Source organism: Streptomyces sp. NPDC048751 (assembly GCF_043198595.1).
GTDB lineage: Bacteria > Actinomycetota > Actinomycetes > Streptomycetales > Streptomycetaceae > Streptomyces.
In genome coordinates, this window is sequence record NZ_JBICUX010000015.1 from 224,378 (window position 1) to 245,856 (window position 21,479).

At 71.5% G+C, this 21,479-nt stretch carries 20 protein-coding genes and 1 pseudogene; 9 read left to right on the forward strand and 12 right to left on the reverse strand.

The window, feature by feature from the left end; translation table 11 throughout:
* Positions 1 to 19: 19 nt before the first annotated feature.
* Positions 20 to 1,258 (reverse strand): MurT ligase domain-containing protein, encoded by a 1,239-nt coding sequence (locus ACGFNV_RS37680; protein ID WP_393628938.1) that lies wholly within the window; start codon positions 1,256 to 1,258, stop codon positions 20 to 22.
* A 156-nt stretch (positions 1,259 to 1,414) separates the two neighbouring features.
* Between ACGFNV_RS37680 and def the strand changes: the two genes are divergently transcribed.
* Entirely contained in the window at positions 1,415 to 1,954 is a 540-nt protein-coding gene (gene def / locus ACGFNV_RS37685) for a peptide deformylase (RefSeq protein ID WP_393628940.1), read from the forward strand.
* Between the two features lie 94 nt (positions 1,955 to 2,048).
* On the opposite strand, the gene ACGFNV_RS37690 is transcribed toward def, so the two are convergent.
* Positions 2,049 to 2,693, reverse strand: coding sequence for a TetR family transcriptional regulator (locus tag ACGFNV_RS37690; RefSeq protein WP_393628942.1), 645 nt, complete (start codon positions 2,691 to 2,693; stop codon positions 2,049 to 2,051).
* 172 nt (positions 2,694 to 2,865) lie between these two features.
* On the opposite strand from ACGFNV_RS37690, the gene ACGFNV_RS37695 reads away from it, so the two are divergent.
* On the forward strand, positions 2,866 to 4,092 hold the full coding sequence (locus ACGFNV_RS37695) for an acyl-CoA dehydrogenase family protein (RefSeq protein WP_393628944.1): 1,227 nt from the start codon (positions 2,866 to 2,868) through the stop codon (positions 4,090 to 4,092).
* 137 nt (positions 4,093 to 4,229) lie between these two features.
* On the opposite strand, the gene ACGFNV_RS37700 is transcribed toward ACGFNV_RS37695, so the two are convergent.
* The 5 genes from ACGFNV_RS37700 to ACGFNV_RS37720 form a co-directional block, all read right to left on the reverse strand.
* Positions 4,230 to 4,466: a DUF6213 family protein gene (locus ACGFNV_RS37700; protein ID WP_133931902.1), complete on the reverse strand. Its 237-nt coding sequence runs from the start codon at positions 4,464 to 4,466 to the stop codon at positions 4,230 to 4,232.
* Between the two features lie 25 nt (positions 4,467 to 4,491).
* Complete coding sequence (locus ACGFNV_RS37705; RefSeq protein WP_393628946.1) at positions 4,492 to 5,877, reverse strand: NADP-dependent succinic semialdehyde dehydrogenase; 1,386 nt, start codon at positions 5,875 to 5,877, stop codon at positions 4,492 to 4,494.
* A 264-nt stretch (positions 5,878 to 6,141) separates the two neighbouring features.
* On the reverse strand, positions 6,142 to 6,606 hold the full coding sequence (locus ACGFNV_RS37710) for an NUDIX domain-containing protein (RefSeq protein ID WP_393628984.1): 465 nt from the start codon (positions 6,604 to 6,606) through the stop codon (positions 6,142 to 6,144).
* 83 nt (positions 6,607 to 6,689) lie between these two features.
* Entirely contained in the window at positions 6,690 to 8,228 is a 1,539-nt protein-coding gene (locus ACGFNV_RS37715; RefSeq protein WP_393628948.1) for an ATP-dependent DNA ligase, read from the reverse strand.
* Between the two features lie 29 nt (positions 8,229 to 8,257).
* Positions 8,258 to 9,193 (reverse strand): NAD(P)/FAD-dependent oxidoreductase, encoded by a 936-nt coding sequence (locus tag ACGFNV_RS37720; protein ID WP_393628950.1) that lies wholly within the window; start codon positions 9,191 to 9,193, stop codon positions 8,258 to 8,260.
* Positions 9,194 to 9,271: 78 nt separating this feature from the next.
* Here ACGFNV_RS37720 and ACGFNV_RS37725 point away from each other — a divergent pair, with 78 nt between their 5' ends.
* The 7 genes from ACGFNV_RS37725 to ACGFNV_RS37755 all read left to right on the forward strand — a co-directional run bounded on the left by ACGFNV_RS37725 (position 9,272) and on the right by ACGFNV_RS37755 (position 15,917).
* A complete protein-coding gene (locus ACGFNV_RS37725) occupies positions 9,272 to 9,850 on the forward strand; it encodes a helix-turn-helix domain-containing protein (protein WP_393628952.1) in 579 nt (192 codons plus the stop codon).
* A 128-nt stretch (positions 9,851 to 9,978) separates the two neighbouring features.
* A complete protein-coding gene (locus ACGFNV_RS37730) occupies positions 9,979 to 10,950 on the forward strand; it encodes an NADPH:quinone oxidoreductase family protein (RefSeq protein WP_393628954.1) in 972 nt (323 codons plus the stop codon).
* Positions 10,947 to 12,128, forward strand: coding sequence for an acyl-CoA dehydrogenase family protein (locus ACGFNV_RS37735; protein WP_393628956.1), 1,182 nt, complete (start codon positions 10,947 to 10,949; stop codon positions 12,126 to 12,128). Before ACGFNV_RS37730 ends, ACGFNV_RS37735 begins: the two co-directional genes overlap by 4 nt.
* Positions 12,125 to 13,198 (forward strand): acyl-CoA dehydrogenase family protein, encoded by a 1,074-nt coding sequence (locus ACGFNV_RS37740; protein WP_393628958.1) that lies wholly within the window; start codon positions 12,125 to 12,127, stop codon positions 13,196 to 13,198. The genes ACGFNV_RS37735 and ACGFNV_RS37740 overlap by 4 nt, the downstream gene beginning before the upstream one ends.
* A gap of 424 nt (positions 13,199 to 13,622) precedes the next feature.
* On the forward strand, positions 13,623 to 14,543 hold the full coding sequence (locus ACGFNV_RS37745; protein WP_393628959.1) for a hypothetical protein: 921 nt from the start codon (positions 13,623 to 13,625) through the stop codon (positions 14,541 to 14,543).
* A 206-nt stretch (positions 14,544 to 14,749) separates the two neighbouring features.
* The gene (locus ACGFNV_RS37750) at positions 14,750 to 15,610 is read left to right on the forward strand and encodes a phosphatidylinositol-specific phospholipase C/glycerophosphodiester phosphodiesterase family protein (protein ID WP_393628961.1); all 861 of its coding nucleotides are present in this window, start codon (positions 14,750 to 14,752) and stop codon (positions 15,608 to 15,610) included.
* A gap of 112 nt (positions 15,611 to 15,722) precedes the next feature.
* Positions 15,723 to 15,917, forward strand: a complete 195-nt coding sequence (locus tag ACGFNV_RS37755; protein WP_037672675.1) for a hypothetical protein — start codon at positions 15,723 to 15,725, stop codon at positions 15,915 to 15,917.
* Between the two features lie 3 nt (positions 15,918 to 15,920).
* On the opposite strand, the gene ACGFNV_RS37760 is transcribed toward ACGFNV_RS37755, so the two are convergent.
* The 5 genes and pseudogenes from ACGFNV_RS37760 to ACGFNV_RS37780 all read right to left on the reverse strand — a co-directional run bounded on the left by ACGFNV_RS37760 (position 15,921) and on the right by ACGFNV_RS37780 (position 21,180).
* A complete protein-coding gene (locus tag ACGFNV_RS37760; RefSeq protein WP_393628963.1) occupies positions 15,921 to 17,159 on the reverse strand; it encodes a phosphodiester glycosidase family protein in 1,239 nt (412 codons plus the stop codon).
* Positions 17,160 to 17,354: 195 nt separating this feature from the next.
* Positions 17,355 to 17,828: a GNAT family N-acetyltransferase gene (locus tag ACGFNV_RS37765; protein ID WP_393628986.1), complete on the reverse strand. Its 474-nt coding sequence runs from the start codon at positions 17,826 to 17,828 to the stop codon at positions 17,355 to 17,357.
* A 57-nt stretch (positions 17,829 to 17,885) separates the two neighbouring features.
* A pseudogene (locus ACGFNV_RS37770) lies at positions 17,886 to 19,049 on the reverse strand (NUDIX domain-containing protein); the annotation flags it as partial.
* A gap of 106 nt (positions 19,050 to 19,155) precedes the next feature.
* Positions 19,156 to 20,286 (reverse strand): DUF2235 domain-containing protein, encoded by a 1,131-nt coding sequence (locus tag ACGFNV_RS37775; RefSeq protein WP_393628964.1) that lies wholly within the window; start codon positions 20,284 to 20,286, stop codon positions 19,156 to 19,158.
* Positions 20,287 to 20,301: 15 nt separating this feature from the next.
* Positions 20,302 to 21,180 carry a DUF6424 family protein gene (locus tag ACGFNV_RS37780; protein ID WP_393628966.1) on the reverse strand — a complete coding sequence of 293 codons (879 nt, stop codon included), beginning with the start codon at positions 21,178 to 21,180 and terminating at the stop codon, positions 20,302 to 20,304.
* Positions 21,181 to 21,479 lie beyond the last annotated feature (299 nt).

Genomic DNA, 21,479 nt, shown 5'->3' on the forward strand with positions numbered 1-21,479 from the left:
AGGTGTTCGTCCTTCGTGGTCAGTTGCCGACGCGGCGGCGCAGGTCCTGGAACGCGGTGTAGTTCGCGATGACCTCGATCCGGCCGGGCGGGCACATCTGCACGGCCTGGTCGACGTTCTCGCAGACCTGGAAGTGCTGGTTGGCGACCTCCAGACGCACCGCGAGGTCCAGCTTCCGGTCGCCGATGACGAAGATCGGGTGGCCGGTCAGGCGCGTGTAGTCGACGTCCCACAGCCAGGAGGTGTCGGTGCCGTCGGCGCCGCGCGCGTTCACGGAGAGGATCACCGGGGTCGGCGGCGGGTCGATCAGCGAGAACGTCTCCAGCCAGCCGGCCGGGTTCTTGGCGAGCAGGAGTCTCAGGTCACGACCCTGGAACTGGACGACGTCGTAGCGTCCGGCGACCGCCTGGACCTGGTACATGCGCTCCAGGGCGACCTGCGGCGGCACCCCGAAGACGGCGGCTACGGCCGCGGAGGAGGCCGCGTTGGCCTTGTTGGCGCGGCCGGGCAGCTGGAGGTGGATCGGCCAGGCGGAACCGTGCGGGTCGAGCACGTGGTCCCCGGACAGCGCCCAGCTCGGCGTGGGCCGCCGGAACCCGCACTCACCGCAGAACCAGTCGTCGCCGGGCCGCTGCATCACGCCACCGCAGGACGGGCAGGACCAGGCGTCGTCCTTCCACATCTGTCCGGCGGCGACCCAGATCACGTTCGGGGAGGAGGACGCGGCCCACACCACCAGCGGGTCGTCGCAGTTGGCCACGATCACGGCCTTGGACCCCGCCAGACCCTCACGCCAGTTCTCCGCGAGCATGCGGGTCTCGGCGGCGCGGTCCAGCTGGTCGCGGGAGAGGTTGAGCAGAGCGATGCACTTCGGGGCGGTGTCCCGGGCCACACCCGCGAGGTACTTCTCGTCGACCTCGATGACGCCGTACCGGGCGTCCGAGCCGCCCGCGAGCGCCGAGGTGATGCCCGCGGGCATGTTGGCGCCGAGCGCGTTGGACACGACCGGTCCCGCGGCGCGCAGGGCCTCGGCGATGAGGCGGGTGGTGGTGGTCTTGCCGTTGGTGGCCGAGACGAGCGTGACGTCCAAGTTCTGGGCGAGCCGGGCCAGCAGGTCGGGGTCGAGCTTGAGCGCCACCCGGCCGCCGATCACCGAACCGCTGCCGCGCCCCGCGGCACGGGATGCCGCAGCGACCGCCTTGCCCGCGGTCACGGCCAGCTTGGCCCGCGGCGTGAGCGGGTCCGAGTTGCCTGCCATCAGTTCTCGATCCTCCTTGCGTACGCGCCGCGCCTCTGCCTGACGGCAACGTGGTAGGTGGTCAGCCTATCGAGATCCATTCGCACTCCCGAACCGCGGCACCTCCACACGCCCGTACGGCATGCGCGTGTCAGGGAGGACCGTACCCTTGCCGCCATGCGAAACGGCCAGATCCCCGGCGCCCGAGGGCGCGTCCGCCCCCTCACTCTCCTCGGCGACGCGGTCCTGCACCAGCCCTGCCGGGAGGTCACCGAGTTCGGCCCCGAACTGGCGGAGCTCGTGGAGGACTTGTTCGCCACCATGTACGCCGCCCACGGCGTGGGCCTGGCCGCCAACCAGATCGGCGAGCCCCTCCGTGTCTTCGTCTACGACTGCCCCGACGACGACGACGTCCGCCACTTGGGCCACGTGGTCAACCCCCGCCTGGTGGAGGCCGACGGAGTGGTGATCCGCGGCCCCGAGGGCTGCCTGTCCGTGCCGGGCCTGGAAGCGGGCACCGAGCGTTACGACCACGCGGTGATCGAGGGCTTCACGATGACGGGGGAGCGGCTGAGGGTGCACGGGACGGGGTGGTTCGCCAGGTGCTTGCAGCACGAGTACGACCACCTGGAGGGCAGGATCTACGCCGACCACCTGAAGGGCTGGCGTCACCGCAGACTGATGCGGCAGGTCGATCGAGCTTCCTGGCGCAGGTGAGCTGTTCTTACCCAGGGGCGCGGGGCTGTATCAATCTGCGGCTCCGCCGCGCGGGCGCGACAGGCCCCCCACAACCCGCACCCGAACGCGATCCTCAGAACCCGGGCCCACCCATCTTGTCCCCCGCGGCTGCCAGCCGACCCCACAACAGGTCCGCAAGACTCCGCACCAACTCCGCCCGAGAACAAGGGCGTTCGCCAAGCCACCAGTCCCCGGCCGCATGCATCATCCCGACGATCCCATGCCCCCACACCCGAGCCAGCTGCTGTCCCCCGGGCCCCAGGTCCAGCCGCTCCTCGATGACCTGCGCCAACTCCTCACCCATCCGGCGAAGCAACGGCGCCGAATGCTTCCCGACGTCGAACCCCTGCTCCCCGACCTGCCCGCTCTCGGAGGGGTGCATCAGAAAGCGGTACACCTGCGGCCGCATCTCGATCGCCGCGAGGTACGTGTCGAGCGTCGCCTCCACCCGCTCCCGCCGGTCCGCGGGAGCGTCCAGCGCGGCCCGCAGCGAGTCCAGCAACGCGTCCGTGTGCCTTTTGGCCAACGCAGCGTAAAGTCCACCCTTGTCGCCGAAGTGGCGGTAGAGAATGGGCTTGGTGATCCCCGCCTCGGCGGCGATCGCGTTCATGGACGCCTGCGGGCCGTCCCGCAGCACCACCCGGTCCGCGGCCTCCAGCAGCTCCCGCCGCCGACGGTCGGCGGATCGCTGCTGCTCGGTCCGCTGCGTGGTGTCCATGATCTCTCCCCACCCGTGCTGTTTCGATGACGCCTGCGCAAACTAACACCTGACAGCAGCCTGACATCGAACGGGCTGCCGAGCTGCCCTCGGGAGTTGACTTTTCCTACCGACCGGTAACACACTCGTGTTACCGCAAGTAACATGCACGTGCGCCGCCGCTGGAGGGGACATGGCCGAGTTCACCATGGAGCTCAACGACGAACAGAAGGAGGTCCGGGACTGGCTCCACGGCTTCGCCGCCGATGTGATCCGCCCCGCGGCCGCCGAATGGGACGAGCGTGAGGAGACTCCCTGGCCGGTCATCCAGGAGGCCGCCAAGGTCGGCATCTACTCCCTCGACTTCTACGCCCAGCAGTACTTCGACCCCACCGGCCTCGGCATACCCATGGCCATGGAGGAGCTGTTCTGGGGCGACGCGGGAATCGCCCTGTCCATCGTCGGTACCGGCCTCGCCGCCGTGGGCGTCCTCGCCAACGGCACCGAGGAGCAGATCGGCACCTGGATCCCCCAGATGTACGGCGACGCCAACGATGTCAAGGTCGCCGCGTTCTGCTCCTCCGAGCCGGACGCGGGTTCCGACGTCGCCTCCATGCGTACGCGTGCCGTGTACGACGAGGCCAACGACGAGTGGGTGATCAACGGCACGAAGACGTGGGCGACCAACGGCGGCATCGCCAACGTCCACGTGGTCGTCGCGGTCGTCGACCCCGAGATCGGCTCCAAGGGGCACGCGTCCTTCATCATCCCGCCGAACACGCCCGGTCTCGCCCAGGGCCAGAAGTTCAAGAAGCACGGCATCCGCGCCTCCCACACCGCCGAGGTCATCCTCGACAACGTGCGCGTCCCCAGCTCCTGCCTGCTCGGTGGCAAGGAGAAGCTGGACGAGCGGCTGGCGCGGGCCCGCGAGCGGGCCAAGGCGGGCGGTGAGCGGGTGAAGAACGCGGCGATGGCGACGTTCGAAGCGAGCCGCCCCGCGGTGGGTGCCATGGCGGTGGGTACCGCCCGCGCCGCGTACGAGGTGGCCCTCGACTACGCGAAGACGCGTGAGCAGTTCGGCCGGCCGATCATCGACAACCAGGGTGTCGCCTTCCAGCTCGCCGACATGCGTACGTCCATCGACGCGGCGCGGCTGCTCGTCTGGCGCGCTTCCTGGATGGCCGTCAGCGGCAAGCCGTTCACCGCTGCGGAGGGCTCGATGTCGAAGCTGTTCGCGAGTGAGACGGCGAAGAAGGTGTCCGCGCAGGCGATCCAGATCCTCGGTGGCAACGGGTACACGCGGGAGTATCCGGTGGAGCGGATGCACCGGGACGCGGCGATTTACACCATCTTCGAGGGCACGAGTGAGATCCAGCGACTGGTGATCGCGCGAACCCTGTCGGGTATGCCGATCCGGTAGCGCGTCTGCTGGTCGTGGGTGGCTGATCGCGCAGTTCCCCACGCCCCTGAGGTGCGTGCACTGTACGTACCCAAAGGGGCGCGGGGAACTGCGCGATCAGCCACAACGCACCCGCACCCGGCATCGCACAGGCACCCCTACGGCGCACCCCCGCTGCTATGAGCAATGCACGCCACATCAATCCGATCGGCGAGTTTCGCCAGCTCAATGGTCAACGCGGCCACCGTATCCTCGTCCAGCCCCTCCGCCCCGGCCTCGACGAGATGCAGCCAACGCCCACCCACCGTGCGGAGCAGCTTGCTCACGTCGGCGGCAGCCACCTGCAAGGTACCGCGGTCGTCGACGATCAGAGGCAGAGTCACTTCGCGGTTCACAGACGGGATCGTAGCCGCGGAAGCCTCACGCGCCGTGCCAAACCGTGGTGATGTTGCAGAACTCCCGGATTCCGTGCCCGGACAGCTCACGGCCGTATCCGGACCTCTTCACACCCCCGAACGGCAGCGCCGGGTGGGAGGCGGTCATGCCATTGACGAACACGCCGCCCGCCTCCAGATCCTGGACGAAACGGTCGACTTCGGCGTCGTCGCGGGTCCAGACGTTGGAACTCAGGCCGAACGGCGAGTCGTTGGCGATCAGGATCGCCTCGTCGAGGTCGCCGGCGCGGTAGAGCGTGGCGACGGGGCCGAACGCCTCCTCGCGGTGGATGCGCATGTCGCGGTGGATGTCGGCGAGGACGGTCGGCGGGTAGTACCAGCCGGGCCCGTCCGGGCGTTCGCCACCGCACAGGACACTCGCGCCGACGCGCTTGGCGTCGTCGACCAGGTCCTCCAGGTCGGCGCGGCCCTGCTCGCTGGAGAGCGGCCCGACCTCCGTGTCCTCCTCCAGGGGATCGCCGACCTTCAGCGCGTCCATGCGCTCGGTGAAGCGCTCGGCGAAGGCGTCGTAGACGTCCGTGTGCACGATGAACCGCTTCGCGGCGATGCAGGACTGCCCGTTGTTCTGGACGCGCGCGGTCACCGCGACCTCGGCGGCGCGGTCGATGTCGGCGGAGGGCATGACGACAAAGGGGTCGCTGCCGCCCAGTTCCAGCACCGTCTTCTTGATCATCTCGCTGGCGGTGGAGGCGACCGCCCGGCCCGCGGGCTCGCTGCCGGTGAGGGTGGCGGCCTTCACGCGCTCGTCGCGCAGGATCTCGTCGACGGCGGAGGAGCCGATGAGCAGCGTCTGGAAACAGCCCTCGGTGAAGCCCGCGCGGTGGAAGAGGTCCTCCAGGTAGAGGGCGGTCTGCGGGACGTTGGAGGCGTGCTTGAGCAGGCCGACGTTGCCCGCCATCAGCGCGGGCGCGGCGAAGCGGACCACCTGCCACAGGGGGAAGTTCCACGGCATCACCGCGAGCACCGGGCCCAGCGGGCGGTACCGGACCAGGGCACGGGAGGCGCCGGAGTCCTTCACGTCCGCGTCGGCGGGCCGCTCGTCGGCGAGCAGTTCCTCGGCGTGCTCGGCGTACCAGCGCATCGACTTGGCACACTTGGCGGCCTCGGCGCGGGCCTGCTTGATCGGCTTGCCCATCTCGGTCGTCATGATCCGGGCGATCTCGGACTGGTCCTCGTCCAGCAGCTCGGCCGCCCGGGTGAGCAGGCGGGCGCGTTCGGCGAAGCCGGTCGTGCGGTATGTGCGGAACGTGGCCTCGGCGAGCTGGAGCCGGCGTTCCAGCTCCTCCGCGCCCATGGCCTCGTACGTCTTGAGCGTCTCACCGTTCGCCGGGTTCACCGTTGCGATGGGCATGACGGACCTCCCTGAATGCGCGCTGTGCTTCGACCTTCCCGCGCGACGGAGGGGACCGCAACGCGGGGCCATCTGCCTAGGACCTGTCCAGCCGATCACGGCGGAGACGCGGGGTGTGGCACGCACATCTGCGGCGTTGTCGTCGGTCGCCGATGCTCCGCATCGACTCCCCCCTCCGCCTTGCAGCTGCACGCACCACACCCCGCTCACCGGCATCGATGAAGGCGCCGCTGGTTTCCTCCGCCCTGAGCGGCCGGACAGGTCCTAGTGCGAGTGCTCAGCCAGGCGGTCGAGAAACGCGGCCTGTGCCTTCACGATCACCTCGCGCGCCCGGTCGAGGCCGAACCACTCCACCCGGTCCAGCTCGGGGAACTCCTGGACCTGCCCCGACTTCGGCGGCCACTCCATCCGGAACGTGCCGGGGACCACGCTCGCCGGGTCCAGGTCGGCCTCGACCGCCCACGCCGTGACGATCTTGCCGTTGGTCTGCCGGACCTCCCCGAGCGGTACGGCCTCACCGTCGGGCGGCGCCAGCCCGAGCTCCTCCTGGAACTCGCGCCGGGCCGCGTCCCAGGCGGGCTCGTCGGGCTCGTACTCGCCCTTCGGCACGGTCCAGGCGCCCGCGTCGCGCCGCGCGAAGAACGGGCCGCCCATGTGGCCGAGCAACACCTGGGTGCCGTCATCGGTGTGCCGGAACAGCAGCAGGCCCGCGCTGCGCTTCCCCGTCATGTCCGTCACCCACATACCTCCGTCGACTCCGCCATCCACATACCTCCGTCGACTCCGTTACCCACATATGTCCGTCGTCTCCGTCACGGGCGCACCTCAGGGTGTGCCGCGAACAGCGTCTCCACCGTGTCCGCCTCCTCCGGGCGTTTGTCCTCCCGGTAGCGGACCACGCGGGCGAAGCGCAGGGCGACGCCGGCGGGGTAGCGGGTGGAGCGCTGCAGGCCGTCGTAGGCGATCTCGACGACGAGTTCGGGGCGTACGGTCACCACCCAGCCGTCGTCCTCGACGGCCAGTTCCTGAAGGCGCTCGGTCTGCCAGGTGAGCATCGCGTCGGTCATGCCCTTGAAGGTCTTGCCGAGCATGGCGAAGCCGCCGTCGGGGGTGCGGGCACCCAGGTGCAGGTTGGAGAGCTTGCCGGTGCGGCGGCCGTGGCCGCGTTCGACGGCCAGGACGACCAGGTCGAGGGTGTGCACGGGCTTGACCTTCAGCCAGGACGCCCCACGCCGGCCGGCGCTGTAGGCGGCGTCCAGGGCCTTGATCACGACGCCCTCGTGGCCGCGCTCCAGCGTCTCGGCGAGGAACTCCTCCGCCACGGGGACGTCGTCGGGTCCGTTCACCAGCGACCTGCGTACCCGCATCGGCTCCGGGACCAGCCGGGCCAGCTCCGCGTGCCGCTCGGCGAACGGCAGGTCGAGCAGGTCGCGGCCGTCGACGGAGAGCGCGTCGAAGAAGACGGGGGAGACGGGGACCGCCTCGGCGGCCGTCGCCACGTCCATGCGTGATCCGACGCGCCCGGCGGTCTCCTGGAAGGTGCGGGCGCGGCCGCTGTCGTCGAAGGCGATCACCTCACCGTCCAGGATGAACCGTTCCCCCCTCAACTCCCGCGCCGCCGAGGTCAGTTCCGGCAGACGGTCGGTGATGTCGTCCAGGGTGCGGGTGTACACGCGTACGGCGTCGCCCTCCCGGTGCACCTGGACGCGAATCCCGTCCAGCTTCTCCTCGACCGCGCAGGCGCCCAGCTTCTCGACCGCCTCCGCCACCGACGACGCGCTGTGCGCCAGCATCGGCAGCACCGGGCGGCCGACGGTGAGCCGGAACCGCTCCAGCGCCGGCGGCCCCTCCCCGAGCAGTGCCCGCGCCACCTCCTGGAGCGAACCGGCGAGCATCACGGCCCGTCGTACGTCGGCCGAGGGAGCCCCGGTCGCCTGCGCCAGCCCCTCCACGGCGACCGCGTCCAGGGCGCCCTGGCGGACCTCGCCGGTGAGCAGACCGAGCAGGAAACGCTGCTCGTCCTCGGTGGACAGTCCCATCAACTCGCCTACCAGGCGTACGCGTTCGGCCTGCGAACCGGAGCCCGTGACCTTGCCGAGCTCGGTCAGCCGGGCGTCCACCTCGCGCACCGTCAGTGTCGGTTCGGCGGCCGGTTCGACCGGGCGGCCCAGCACCTTCCAGCCGACGCCGATCCGGCCCTGCGGGAGCCTGCCGGCCAGATACGGGATGACGATCGGCGCGTCGTCGGCGTCCGCGTCCCGGAACAACTCGGCGAGCAGCGCGGTCTTGCGGGAGCGCGCCGAGGTGGCGGCGACCTCCCGGGACACCTGGGCGAGCCGGGTCAGCAGCATGCAGCCATGGTGCACCGGAGGCGGGCCGTCTACACCCGGACGGCCGCGTCGAGGTCGCTCATCAGCAGTTCCCCGTTGATCGTGGCGCCGGCCCGGTACCCGCCGGCCGCGGCGTTCACCACCTGCTCGGCGAAGCCCATCGCGTTGCCCGCCGCCCACACCCCGGGCACGGTCGTCAGACCCGTCTCGTCCACCACGGGGTACGCGCCGAACGGGGTCTCGCGCAGCTCGGCGCCCAGCGGCTGGAGCAGACCGGTCTGCGGCACGGCACGCGGCGCGACGAACACCACGGCACGGTCATGGGTCGTGCCGTCCGCGAGCCGGACGCCGGTGAGCCGGTCGCTCTCCACCAACAGCTCCGCGACCTCGCCGGACACCACCTTCACCCCGGCCGCGGCGAGCCTGCGCAGATCGTCGTCCGAGAGCTCCGCCTCGGCGACCTCGTGCAGGAAGAACGTCACGTCGCCGGACCACTGGGACACCATCAGCGCCTGGTGCACGCTCAGCGGTGACGTGGCCAGCACACCGAACGGCCGGTCCCGCACCTCCCAGCCGTGGCAGTACGGGCAGTGCAGCACGTCCCGGCCGAAGCGTTCGGCCACGCCGGGGACCGCCGGGAGCTCGTCCTTCAGGCCGGTCGCGACGACGAGGCGCCGGGCGCGCACGGAACGCCCGCTCGCCAGCGCCACGGTGAAGTCGCCGTCCCGGGTGACGTCCACCGCCCGGTCCCGGACCAGCTCCACCCCGTACCGGGCGATCTCCTCCCGGCCGAGCGCCAGGAACTCGGAGGGCGGCACGCCGTCCCGGGTCAGATAGCCGTGCATGTGCGCGGCGGGCGCGTTGCGTGGCTCGCCCGCGTCGACCACCAGGGTCCGGCGCCGGGCCCGGCCGAGGACCAGTGCGGCGGAGAGTCCGGCGGCGCCGCCTCCGACGACGACCACTTCGTACGTGTCCTGCTGGGTCATGGTGACCACCTCCATGGACAAGCTCGCTGGATCGCTGCCGCATTGACAAATACGTTTGCCGAAACTGCAATGTGGGACATGGGTGACGACATGGACGAGGTGCTCGCCGAGGTCGGGCCCCGGCTGCGGAGGATCCGCAAGGAGCGGGGCGCCACGCTCGCCGGGCTGTCGGAGGCGACCGGCATCTCGGTGAGCACGCTCTCCCGCCTGGAATCCGGCCTGCGCAGACCCAGTCTGGAACTGCTGCTGCCCATCGCGCGAGCGCACGAGGTGGCACTGGACGAACTGGTGGGCGCTCCGCCGGTGCGCGATCCGCGGGTGCGGGCCGAGCCGATCGTCCGGCACGGGCGCACCTACTGGCCACTCACCCGCCAGCCCGGCGGGCTCCAGGCGTACAAGGTGTTGGTGCCGCAGCGGCAGGAGGAGCCGGAACCCCGGGTCCATGAGGGGTACGAGTGGCTCTACGTCCTCTCCGGGCGGCTGCGGATCGTGCTGGGCGAGCACGACGTGGTCCTCGCGGCGGGGGAGGCGGCCGAGTTCGACACCCGGGTGCCGCACTGGTTCGGCTCGACGGGGGAGGGGTCGGCGGAGTTCCTCAGCCTGTTCGGGCCGCAGGGGGAGCGGATGCACGTACGGGCGAGGCCCAGGCGGTCGTGACGGACGTGACTCTTCTGTCGTGCGTCTTCTGCCGTGACTCTTCCGTGGCAGCTGTTCCCTGATCGGCAAGCGACCGCTTAGTATGCGAAGGAGGCCGGTCAGACAACGCAGTCCCGTGGAGGCTCCGCATGCAGGCATGGCAGGTGCACGAGAACGGCGAGCCGAGTGAGGTGATGCGCCTGGCGGACGTGGCGCGTCCCGAGCCCGGCGACGGCCAGGTCCTGCTGAGGGTGCGCGCCGCGAACATCAACTTCCCGGACGTGCTGATGTGCCGGGGCCACTACCAGGTCAGGCCCCCGCTGCCGTTCACGCCGGGCGTGGAGATCTGCGGCGAGACCGAGGACGGCCGTCGGGTGATCGCCAACCCCGCGCTGCCCCACGGCGGCTTCGCCGAGTACGCCGTCGCGGACGCTGCGGCCCTGCTGCCCGCCCCCGACGCGCTGGACGACGCCGAGGCGGCCGCCCTGCACATCGGGTACCAGACCGGCTGGTTCGGTCTGCACCGCCGGGCCGGTCTCGAAGCCGGCGAGACACTGCTCGTCCACGCTGCCGCAGGAGGGGTCGGCAGCGCGGCCGTGCAGCTCGGCAAGGCCGCCGGGGCCACCGTCATCGGGGTCGTCGGCGGAGCCGACAAGGCCGCCGTCGCCCGCGAGCTGGGCTGCGACGTCGTCATCGACCGGCGCGCCGAGGATGTCGTCGCCGCGGTGAAGGAGGCCACCGGCGGGCGGGGCGCCGACGTGATCTACGACCCGGTCGGCGGCGAGGCCTACACGCAGTCCACCAAGGTCGTCGCCTTCGAGGGCCGGATCGTGGTCGTGGGCTTCGCGAGCGGGACGATTCCGAACCCGGGGCTGAACCACGCGCTGGTGAAGAACTACGCGATCCTCGGCCTGCACTGGGGCCTGTACAACACCAAGAACCCCAAGCTGGTCCAGCACTGCCACGAGCAGCTCACCGAGCTGGCCGCCCGGGGCGCGATCAAGCCGCTGGTGAGCGAGCGCGTACCGCTGAGCGAGGCGGCGGCCGCGGTCCAGCGGGTCGGCGACGGTGTCACCACCGGCCGGGTCGCCGTCGTACCGCAGAACGGAGCCGCCGCATGACCGACGCAGCCGAACTCAAGCGCCGTACGGCGGAGTTGCTGGCCGCGCATCCGCCCGCCACGACGGATCGCACGGACTTCCTGAAGGCCCGCTTCGACGCCGGCCTCGCCTGGGTCCACTACCCCGAGGGGCTCGGCGGGCTCGGCGCCCCGCGTTCCCTCCAGGTCGTCGTGGACAGCGAGCTGGAGGCCGCCGGCGCCCCCGACAACGACCCGCGGCGCATCGGCATCGGCCTGGGCATGGCCGCGCCGACGATCCTGAAGTACGGCACCGAGGAGCAGAAGCAGCGCTATCTGCGGCCCCTGTGGGTGGGCGACGAGGTCTGGTGCCAGCTCTTCAGCGAGCCCGGCGCCGGATCCGACCTCGCCGCGCTCGGCACGCGGGCGGTCAAGGAAGGCGACGAATGGGTCGTCAACGGGCAGAAGGTGTGGACCTCCAGCGCCCACCTCGCCCGCTGGGCCATTCTCATCGCCCGCACCGACCCGGACGTGCCCAAGCACGCCGGCATCACGTACTTCCTCTGCGACATGACCGACCCGGGCGTCGAGGTGCGGCCGCTGCGGCAGGTCACCGGCGAGGCGGAGTTCAACGAGGTCTTCCTCACCGACGTCCGCATCCCCGACTCCCGCCGGCTCGGCGAGGTCGGCGACGGCTGGCGGGTCGCGCAGACCACGCTGAACAACGAACGCGTCGCCATCGGCGGCATGCGGCTGCCCCGCGAGGGCGGCATGATCGGCCCCGTCTCCAAGACCTGGCGCGAGCGCCCCGAACTGCGCACCCACGATCTGCACCAGCGCCTGCTGAAGCTGTGGGTCGAGGCCGAGGTCGCCCGCCTCACCGCCGAACGCCTGCGCCAGCAGCTCGTCGCCGGCCAGCCCGGCCCCGAGGGCGCCGGCATGAAACTCGCCTTCGCCCGCCTCAACCAGGAGATCAGCGGCCTGGAGGTCGAACTCCTCGGCGAGGAAGGCCTGTTGTACGACGACTGGACCATGCGGCGCCCGGAACTCGTGGACTTCACCGGTCGCGAGGCCGGATACCGCTATCTGCGCTCCAAGGGCAACAGCATTGAGGGCGGGACCAGCGAGGTCCTGCTGAACATCGTCGCCGAGCGCGTCCTGGGCCTGCCGTCCGAGCCGCGCACCGACAAGGACGTCGCCTGGAAGGACCTCGCCCGATGACCGATCTTCTGTACACGGAGGAGGAAGAGGCCCTCCGCGCCGCCGTCCGCGACCTGCTCACGGACCACTGCGACGCACCGGGCGTGATCGCCCGCACCGAGTCGGACGCCCCGCACGACCGCGAGGCGTGGAAGGCCCTGGCCGACGGCATGGGCCTGGCCGGCCTCCTGGTGCCGGAGTCCCGGGGCGGCCAGGGCGCCTCGCACCGCGAAGCGGCCGTCGTCCTGGAGGAGTTGGGCCGCGCGGTCGCACCCGTGCCCTACCTGACGAGCGCTGTCGTCGCCACCGAGGCGCTGCTCGCATGCGAGGCCGACGACCTCCTCGCCGACCTGGCCTCCGGCCGGCGGATCGGCGCCCTCGCCGTCGCGCTGAACATCGCCCCGGGCGGCGCGTACAAGCTCGTACGCCATGAGGGCGGGGCCCTGCACGGGGAGTTGACCGGGGTCGCGGACGCGGCCGTCGCCGATGTGCTGCTCGTGCCCGCGGACGACGGCGGGCTCTACGCGGTCGAGGCCGACGCCGTGACCGTCACCCCGCAGGTCTCTCTGGACCTGACGCGTCCGCTCGCCACCGTCACCCTCGACGGCGCCCCCGGACGCCTGCTGGGCGACGCCGAACCCGCCGTGCGCCGCGCCCTGCGCGCCGGTGCCGGACTGCTCGCCTCCGAGCAGCTCGGCGTCGCCGAGTGGACGCTGACGGAGACCGTGCGCTACCTGAAGGAGCGCAAGCAGTTCAACCGGCCTGTCGGCGGCTTCCAGGCGCTCAAGCACCGGCTCGCCCAGCTCTGGCTGGAGGTCGTCAACCTCCGCGCGGCCGCCCGCAACGCGGCGGACGCGCTCGCCACCGACCAGGACGCGAACCTGGCGGTCGCCGTCGCCCAGGCCTACGCCGCGCAGGTCGCCGTCCACGCGGCCGAGGAGGCGCTGCAACTGCACGCCGGCATCGGCATGACCTGGGAGCACCCGGTGCACCTGTACCTGAAGCGGGCCAAGGCCGACTCGATCGCTTACGGCACCGCGGGCGCCCACCGCGCCCAACTGGCCGAACTGGTCGACCTCCAGGCCCCCTGACCGTCACCCGGTGAAGCCCGCCCCACCTGAACGCTGTTGGCATTTCCATGCCCCGCCACGTGTCCCCTCACGTGTAGATCCGGCCCACCGCCAGCCGCCAACGGGGAGTGCGTGCGTGAGTGAGTGCAACAAGTTGCACCCGCCATCGCATTGATACATATGGGGGAGCGGTTCCTCCGGGACGGGAGAGAGCACAGTGACGGTCAAACGCAGGACCGCAGGGTTACTGGCAGGGGTTGGGGCGATCACGATGGTGATCAGCGGACCCGCCACAGCCGGGCCGACAGGTGGCGGGGCGTGGGCGGAGACGTCGACGGGCCAGGTCTCGGTGATGAGCGTGGCTCAGCCGAGCCCGTCAAAGACCTGGGCCGGCGGCGCCGCGATCATCGAGAATCAGGATGGCACGATCCGGTTTACGCCCACCATGTACGAGCGCGACCTCGCCCGAGGCGGGGCGTGGAAGCAGACAGTGCTCCAGGGCGCCGACGCGTGGAACAGCAGAATCAACGACATCGCCACCGCGGCCGACGGTTCGGCGTTCTTCGTCGGTGACCAGGGATCGGACGGCCAAGGCGTCCTGGTTGGGCGCTATGTGGCGGGCGCCTGGCAACTGACTCCCAGCACGGGTCTGCCTGCCGGGACAGTCGAAGCCAGTTTGCTCTCGGTGAGTTCGGCCTCCGGCCGGGACGCCTGGGCGGTGGGCCATGGCTACACGCAGGACACTTTCACCCATGTCCCGGTCGTACAGCACTGGGACGGACAGAAGTGGCGGTCCGTGCAGATCCCGGGGTCGGCGAACTGGGGACTGAACCAGGTCAAGGAGGTGGCGCCGAACGACGTCTGGGTAGTCGGCATGGACTACGACACCGGTCAGTCCGTCGCCGTGCACTGGGACGGCCACCGGTGGACGCGGACGCCCACCCCGGCGTTCCCCGACTCGGCGGTCCTCTTCGACGTCGCCGCCCGCACCGCGACGGACGTCTGGGCGGTGGGGTGGTCCCGCGACACCGACAAGCAGCGCCCGGCGGGGCTGGCCCTGCACTGGGACGGCACCTCGTGGACCCAGGTTCCCCTGCCCGCAGGCACCTTCTCACTGCAGGCCGTGACCCTGCGGCCGCACGGCGGACTCGCCGTCGTGGGCGGCAACGACGACGCGGCTGTCGGCATGACCTGGACACCCGCCGCGGGTTGGCGGTCGCTCGACCTGCCCGATAACGATCCGCAACACCCTCTCGGCGTCAGCTCCGTGGCGTCCTCCGGCACGCACCTGACCGTTGGCGGCTGGCATTACCTGTCCAGCGACGACGGCGACTCGTTCACGAACGGCGCCATCCTGACCAGGTAGAACTGCCTTGGCTGCCTGAGCGTGAGCTCCAGCGGGGCGGAACTGACCAACAGCGTTCACCTGGGGCGCGCTTTTCGTGCGGCTGCACGGAAGGAGTGAACAAGCGACGGCCGTCCGGCCAACTCCTGGCACACACAGGTCCCTTGGCGTCCGGACGGCCCCATACTCCCTGTGGTTCGCACCCGCCCCCACAGGGAGGAACAGGCATGGCCGTCGTCACCCGCCGCAGCGTTCTCACCGGCCTCGGTGCCACCCTCGCCGCGGTACTCGCCCCGCCCGCCGGCAGCGCGTTCGCCGACGGACGACAGCAGGGCACCCGCCCGTTGTGGCGCGCCCACGCCCACAACGACTACGAGCACCCCCGCCCCCTCCTCGACGCCCTCGACCACCGCTTCGGCAGCGTCGAGGCCGACATCTACCTGGTCGGCGACCAACTCCTCGTCGCCCACGACCCGGAGGACCTCGACCCCTCCCGCACCCTCGAATCCCTCTACCTCGACCCGCTGGCCGCCCGCGTCAAGGCCAACCGCGGCTGGGTGTACCGGGGTTCGCACAGGCCGCTGCAACTCCTCATCGACATCAAGACCGAGGGCGCCTCGACCTACCTCGAACTCGACCGCCACCTCAGGCGCTACCCGCACCTGTTCACCACGTACGCCCACGGCCGGGTGCACACCGGCCCGGTCACCGCCGTGATCTCCGGCGACCGCGCGGCCCGTACGCCGATGGAGGCGCAGCGCGTACGCCGCGCCTTCTACGACGGACGCCTCAGCGACCTGGACAGCGCAGCACCGGCCTCCTTCGTCCCGCTGATCAGCGACAACTGGACCCTGAACTTCACCTGGCTGGGCGTCGGCGCCTTCCCGGACGCCGAGCGGCAGAAGCTGCGCGGCATCGTCGCCGCCGCCCACGCGCGCGGTCAGCGCGTGCGGTTCTGGGCGACGCCCGATCTCGCCGGTCCGGCCCGGGACGCGGTGTGGGGCGAACTGCTCGCCGCCGGCGTCGACCACCTCAACACCGACGACCTGGCGGGCCTGGAGGCGTTCCTGGACGCCCACCGGTCGTAGGAGCCGGTGACACCACTCGATCGGCGGACAGGCAAGCCGCACGGTCAAACCCTCCGCTACGCCACACTTGCGGCCGAACGCCGCGAAGCGGACGTGGCGGAGGAGGTTGACGATGGCCGTTTCCATCTCTGTGGTGCTGCTGCTCGCTGTCCTGGCGGTGATCTTCCTGCGCAACGGCGGGCTGAAGATCTCCCACGCCCTGGTCTGTCTGCTGCTCGGCTTCTACCTGGCGAGCACCAGCGTCGCTCCCACCATCCACAGCGGCATCACGGCGACCGCCGACATCGTGAGCAGCCTGCGGCCGTGAGGATCACCCGGCGGCGAAGACCCCGATGCCGTTCGCGACCGGACGCTCCGCGCCGCCGGAGGGATGGTTGCGCACCGAGACCGTGCCCGCGCCCGCGGACCGGGTGACCAGCGTCGACGAGCCGCCGCCGTCCAGGTTGAAGGCGTCGACCGCGCCCAGGTCGCGCAGGGCGTCCGCCACTTCGGCGACCGTGAGGCCGCTGCGGTACTCGGGCGCCCCGTCCAGCGCGAACAGCAGCACGCTCCGACCCCCCTCGGTGACACCCACGGCGGTGCGCACGGCCGCGGCGGTGCTGTCGAGGCCGGGCAGCGGCTGCCCGGCCCGCAGGACCGGGTAGCCGCCGATGGCGAAGGCGTACGGTGTCGACGTCGTGGACGCCACGAGCCGGTGGCGCACCTGGACCGACTCCCCGGTGAAGAACTTCCGCAGCCGCTGCGCGCCCGCCTCCCGGCCGACGAGCACGGTGGTCCCGGCGGCGATGGCGCCGCTGCCGGGTGTGTCGGCGGTGGAGACGACCCGGCCGTCCGTCACCGTCACCTCGAAGGTGTCGGTGCTGCACGGCGCGCCCCGGTCGCCGTCCGTACCGCACGTGGCGCGCACCCGGGAGGCGCTGCCCCACTCCGCGGTGAAGGCGCCGACGGAGCCCACGGGCAGCGCGTACTGGTTGAGCCCGCCCAGGGCGAACTGCCCCTCGGGCGTGCTGACCGATCCGTCGAGGGTCAGCCGGTCCAGCCGGGCGCGGTGATCGGTGCCGACGCCCAGCACGTCCCGGGTGCTGGTCCCCGACGGCAGCGCGGGCCCGAACCGCTGGCCCTTCGGCACCGCCGCCTTCAGCACTCGGCCGTCCGCGATCGCCGGACCCACGCTCGCGCCGGTCGCCTCGACGCCCGGGTGCTGGGTCTCGGAGATGTTGAAGAAGTCGCCGTTGACACCCCCGAGCGCCTGCTGGGTGTCCGCCAGCCGCGAGACGGTGGCCCGCGCGGCCACCTTCCCCGGGTACAGCAGACCGAGGCGCACCCGGGAGTCGGTCAGGTCGACGCTCAGCACATGGGCGTGCGTCGGACCCTTGCTTCCCTGGATGTCGAACTCCCGGTAGGTGACACCGGGCGCGATCCGGGTGTCGCCCCGCGCGGCGCCGGCCGGTGCCGCCCCCGCCAGGGCCGCACCGGCCAGCGTGCCGAGTGCCGTGAGGACCGTGAGTACCGCTCTGCCCGCCGCGAGTCGTTCTTGACGACGCGTCACCGTGCCCCCTGAGGTCTCGTCAACTGTCGCAGGACTCAGGGGAAGTGCATCAGACGACAGCGTCCGACGGGACAGCCGCGCGGCGGACTGCACAAGAACGGGTGAAAACCGACCGGAAAACGCGCGGGCGGGACTGAGCTGATCGGCCCTCAGAGGCCGGTGGTCGGCGACCGGTCGGCCAGGCCGGTCGGCGGTCTACGAGGAGGGCGCCGCGTAGCAGCGCAGGGAGACCGGCCGGTCCGGGCCCCAGTGCTGCTCGACCACGTCCAGCAGCTCCCAGCCCAGCCGCTCGTACAGAGCCGTCGCCGCCGTGTCCGACGCGACGACGTCCAGCACCGGATGCAGGCCCCGCGCGTACGCCTCGCTCGTGGCCCGTTCCAGCAGGGCGGACCCGATGCCCCGCCCACGCGCGGCGGGGGAGACGAACAGCCGGTTGACCACGGCGGCCGCCCCGGCCTCGGGGTGACGGGTCCTCCACAGACCGGGTGCGAGGTCGCCCTCGTCGCTGTGGGACAGGACGACGTGCCCGACGACCCGTCCGTCCAGCTCAGCCACCCACGCCGACAGCAGCGACCGGGGCGTGAGCCAGTCGGCGGGCCGGTCGGGCCAGTGCACCGGATAGCCGCCGTCCTCGTGCACCGCCGTGAGCACGGCGACGCAGTCGGCCATGTCGTCCGCCGTCCGGGGCCGCACGCGCCGGGCCGGGCCGCCGAGCGGCGCCTCCCCGTACGGCGTGAAGTGGGCGGGCGTGTGGTCGATCGGCAGTTCGGGGCGCCAGGCGGTGAGGGCCTGCGCGCTGCACACGAACAGGGCGGGCGGCAGCTGTTCCAGGGGGTACCAGCGCCAGTCCCCGACGCTCTCGCCGGGCTGGTCGGACGGCTCGCCGCGCCAGTCGGTGACAAGGGCGGCCACGGTCACCAGTACGACGTCGTCGACGTGGTCGAGGAGCGTGCCCAGCAGGCGTACGTCGGACGGCTCGGCCCGCAGCCCCGTCTCCTCGCCGAGTTCACGCACGACCGTCTCCTGGAGCGTCTCGCCGGGCTCCGCCTTCCCGCCGGGCAGCTCCCAGGTGCCCCGGCGGTGACGGCCCAGGAGCAGCCCCCGGGGGCCGTACAGGATGGGGGCCACGCCCAGGGTCGCGTGCGCGGCGGGCGTCAGGGACGTACGGAGCCGGGAGGAGACGCGGGCGGGGCGGCGGGCGCGGAAGACACGGTAGGAGGCATGGTTGCCGGGCTCCGGCGCGTCGACGACGTGCGCCGACTCCAGCCGCAAACCGTGCTCGGCGAGCAGGTCCTCCCAGAGCTCCGGCGTGAGCACCCACATCCGCACGGTGTGGTCGCCGCCGTCCGCGAACCGCAGGGTCTCCGGCCGGGACACCACCTCGGACGACGGACCGGCGCCACGCGAGTTGGTGTGCAGCGCGGAGAAGCACAGCGTCCCGCCGGGCGTGAGCGCCGTGGCGAGGGCGGGCAGCAGCCGGCGGGGATCGATGAACGGGACGCCGTTGACGGAGTAGACCACGTCGTACGGCGTCGTCGTCCGCAGATGCTCGACCGCGTCGGCCAGGACGAGGCGCAGCCCCGGCAGCGAGCCGTACCGCGCCCGGGCCCGTTCGTACTGGCTCGGAGAGGCGTCCACCGCGTCCACCGACGCGCCGTACGCCCGCACGAGGTGGGCGGCGTGCCGGGCCGTGCCGCAGCCCAGGTCCAGGACACGGCGGCCCGACAGCTCCCCGAGGAGCTCGGCGTCCGGCCCGGCGCCCGCGATGCCCCAGTCGATGCGTTCCGCCTCGGCCAGGACCGTGCCGCGTTTCAGGTGGTGGGTACCGTACGCCTCCCAGACACCGGAGTTGACGGACTCCGGACCGTCCGGATCGAGGGGCTGCGGCATCGACGTACCTCCGGGGCGGGGGCGCGTTCCTTCAACGGCCCGTCAGTGCCCCATGATCGCCCCTCGGCAGCGGGGGATGCCGCGCGATCCGGTTTTGTCGGACCGCTCAACCGCCCGGCGCCGGCGCCGGCTTGGTCCAGTCGAGGTCGGCCCACTCCCGCGGCTCCCGCAGGTCCGGGTGGTACCTGGCGTCGTGCCGCCGCCGCAGTTGTACGCTCGCGTGCACCCGCGCGCCCTCGGGTACCGGCCGTGAGCGCCGGCCCGCGAGGATCCAGAGCGGGCCGTTCCTGTGCAGGGGCGCGTCCGCGAACTCCTCGGTGAGCGTGCAGGCCTCGGCGTAGGCGCCGGGGCGGAAGAGCAGGTCGTCGCAGATGCCGTCGGTGACCCACTTGAGGGTGATGGCCGAGAGCAGCGGCTCGTTGGCGGCGTGCTCGAAGGTGCCGCCCACGTCGGAGTGCACCCCGGCGAACCAGACCTCCTGCGCGGTGTCCTGGAGGGCCGGTGGACGCGGTGTCACCCCGTACTCGCGGTACGGGCGCCGTTTCTCGTCGAGGGACACGGCGTGGCGGATGCGGGCGGCGTTGGGCAGCTGGTGGGTGTAGGGCCAGCGCAGGTTGCCCAGGCGCAGGACGCCCGCCGCCTTCACGGTGTCCCACAGGCCGAGGTAGGCGACGGGAAGGGCGTGGCGCGAGACCTGTCTTTCGTGCCCGGCCACCTTCGCGTTGTCCTTCACCACCCGCCACAGCGGCTCGTCGTCGGTGCGCCGGCAGAAGGCGTGCGAGAAGCGCGCCACCTCCTGCATGCTCTTGTCGATGTCCTGGTTGAAGGCGTACTTGGCGACGGCGTACGGGACGAGGTTCTCCGAACCGGGGCGCATCAGGCCCGGCTTGTTCAGCATGCCCACCAGGGCCCGGGCGGTGTAGGCGCCGCGGCTGAAGCCGAAGACGTACACCTCGTCGCCCGGCTGCCAGTGCCCCATCAGGAAGGTGTAGGCCTCGGCGAGATTCGCCTTGAGGCCGGTGCCGAACGCCAGTCCGCTCACGCGGGAGAACCAGCGGCTCGCCGGTCCGCGCGCGGTGGCCGACGACATGGTGCCGACGCCGGGGTCGTAGTACAGGAGTTGCTGTGCGGGGTCGTCCGCGCGCAGCATCTCGTAGAGCCGGACCACATTGGTCGGGTGGCGGGCGCCGACCTGGTTGCCGGTCCCGTCCAGGCAGATGACGATCTTGCGTGCCATGGTCGCGCTCCTTGCCTACGCCTGCCGCCGTCTGCCGTGTCGTGGTCCTCCGTTGTGCTGGGTCCCGTCCCCCTGGGCGATCTGCATCGCGAACGCCTCCAGTGCGACAGGGCTGTCGGGCGGCAGCACGGCCATCTCCCGCAGCTCCTGCGCCTGAGCCAGGGTGCCCGCCGCCCTGCTGCCCTCCGGGGCGTGCAACAGGCGGACGCGGCCGTCGCCCGAACCCCGCCTGCCCACCGGGGCCACGGCGCCATGAGTGCCGTCGGGCAGCGTCACCCACAGCTTGAAGTCGGAGTAGCGGAAGTAGTCCGCGCCCTTGACCGGCCAGGGGTAGTGGTGTTCGCCGGGGGTCTTGGGGAGGATTCCCTGGTGGTCCCCGTGGTTCAGCGGTACGCACGAGTTGAAGAGGGAGTCGGTCCACGCCTCGACTCCGTCGGAGTCCGCGATCGGCGTGCGCAGCAGCTCGCGGGCCTCCTCGTATCCCAGCGCATCCAGGGCCGGCAGGGTGAGGGGGAAGGCGTCCACGAGTTCGGCCGCGAGGAGGCGCAGCCGGTCGACCTTCTCCGGGTCCGCGCAGAACTGCATGCTCCACTCGATGCCGGCCTTGGCGCGGTACATGCGCCAGCCGTCCCGCCCCTTCACCCACAGGCTGCCGCCGTGGTGCATCTCCCAGTGCTCGGATCCGGTGGGCCGGGGACCGTAGGGCAGGTCCTCGTCGCTCGTTTCGTCGAGGATCTTCTTCACCGTCGCCTTCGCGGCCCGGAAGTACGACGACTCCTTGCGCCCGGGATGTTCGACGAGCTGGATCTTCCAGGGATGGTTTCCCGTGTGCGTTCCGGCGCGCCGGACGGTGTCCGGCAACCGTGATCTGATGGCGGAAGCGATACGGGCCATGGCGACCTCCTCGCACCGGCCGCACGGGCTCGCGACGGGTCCGCGACGCCGGATGCCTCTGCTTCCATCGTCCTCCTCGGACGACGTGACGGCGAGCCCAGAAGCAGTTGACGGCGCAACAGATGAAGAAACAACGCACGGCCCGGGCCAGGTGGCCCGGCCCGCGCGCTCCGCGGTTCCCCTCGGGGCCTTCAGGTCAATACACCTAGTGACCTGAGTCGGAGATTCGTCGTTGGTTCGGTATGAGTCGTCCGGGTCCGAAGATTCCGCCGCTGTCACTGACTGATACCCAACGGGCT

What these genes read in the sequence shown, in the direction of transcription:
- ACGFNV_RS37725 (WP_393628952.1), top strand. Translation starts at nt 9,272, where the DNA reads ATGGGTGACGACATGGACGAGGTGCTCGCCGAGGTCGGGCCCCGGCTG.
- ACGFNV_RS37705 (WP_393628946.1), bottom strand. Translation starts at nt 5,877, where the DNA reads ATGCCCATCGCAACGGTGAACCCGGCGAACGGTGAGACGCTCAAGACG.
- ACGFNV_RS37755 (WP_037672675.1), top strand. Translation starts at nt 15,723, where the DNA reads ATGGCCGTTTCCATCTCTGTGGTGCTGCTGCTCGCTGTCCTGGCGGTG.
- ACGFNV_RS37690 (WP_393628942.1), bottom strand. Translation starts at nt 2,693, where the DNA reads ATGGACACCACGCAGCGGACCGAGCAGCAGCGATCCGCCGACCGTCGG.
- ACGFNV_RS37740 (WP_393628958.1), top strand. Translation starts at nt 12,125, where the DNA reads ATGACCGATCTTCTGTACACGGAGGAGGAAGAGGCCCTCCGCGCCGCC.
- ACGFNV_RS37680 (WP_393628938.1), bottom strand. Translation starts at nt 1,258, where the DNA reads ATGGCAGGCAACTCGGACCCGCTCACGCCGCGGGCCAAGCTGGCCGTG.
- ACGFNV_RS37730 (WP_393628954.1), top strand. Translation starts at nt 9,979, where the DNA reads ATGCAGGCATGGCAGGTGCACGAGAACGGCGAGCCGAGTGAGGTGATG.
- ACGFNV_RS37765 (WP_393628986.1), bottom strand. Translation starts at nt 17,828, where the DNA reads ATGGCCGACTGCGTCGCCGTGCTCACGGCGGTGCACGAGGACGGCGGC.
- ACGFNV_RS37735 (WP_393628956.1), top strand. Translation starts at nt 10,947, where the DNA reads ATGACCGACGCAGCCGAACTCAAGCGCCGTACGGCGGAGTTGCTGGCC.
- ACGFNV_RS37775 (WP_393628964.1), bottom strand. Translation starts at nt 20,286, where the DNA reads ATGGCACGCAAGATCGTCATCTGCCTGGACGGGACCGGCAACCAGGTC.
- ACGFNV_RS37715 (WP_393628948.1), bottom strand. Translation starts at nt 8,228, where the DNA reads ATGCTGCTGACCCGGCTCGCCCAGGTGTCCCGGGAGGTCGCCGCCACC.
- ACGFNV_RS37745 (WP_393628959.1), top strand. Translation starts at nt 13,623, where the DNA reads ATGTACGAGCGCGACCTCGCCCGAGGCGGGGCGTGGAAGCAGACAGTG.
- ACGFNV_RS37695 (WP_393628944.1), top strand. Translation starts at nt 2,866, where the DNA reads ATGGCCGAGTTCACCATGGAGCTCAACGACGAACAGAAGGAGGTCCGG.
- ACGFNV_RS37750 (WP_393628961.1), top strand. Translation starts at nt 14,750, where the DNA reads ATGGCCGTCGTCACCCGCCGCAGCGTTCTCACCGGCCTCGGTGCCACC.
- ACGFNV_RS37780 (WP_393628966.1), bottom strand. Translation starts at nt 21,180, where the DNA reads ATGGCCCGTATCGCTTCCGCCATCAGATCACGGTTGCCGGACACCGTC.
- ACGFNV_RS37720 (WP_393628950.1), bottom strand. Translation starts at nt 9,193, where the DNA reads ATGACCCAGCAGGACACGTACGAAGTGGTCGTCGTCGGAGGCGGCGCC.
- def (WP_393628940.1), top strand. Translation starts at nt 1,415, where the DNA reads ATGCGAAACGGCCAGATCCCCGGCGCCCGAGGGCGCGTCCGCCCCCTC.
- ACGFNV_RS37710 (WP_393628984.1), bottom strand. Translation starts at nt 6,606, where the DNA reads ATGACGGGGAAGCGCAGCGCGGGCCTGCTGCTGTTCCGGCACACCGAT.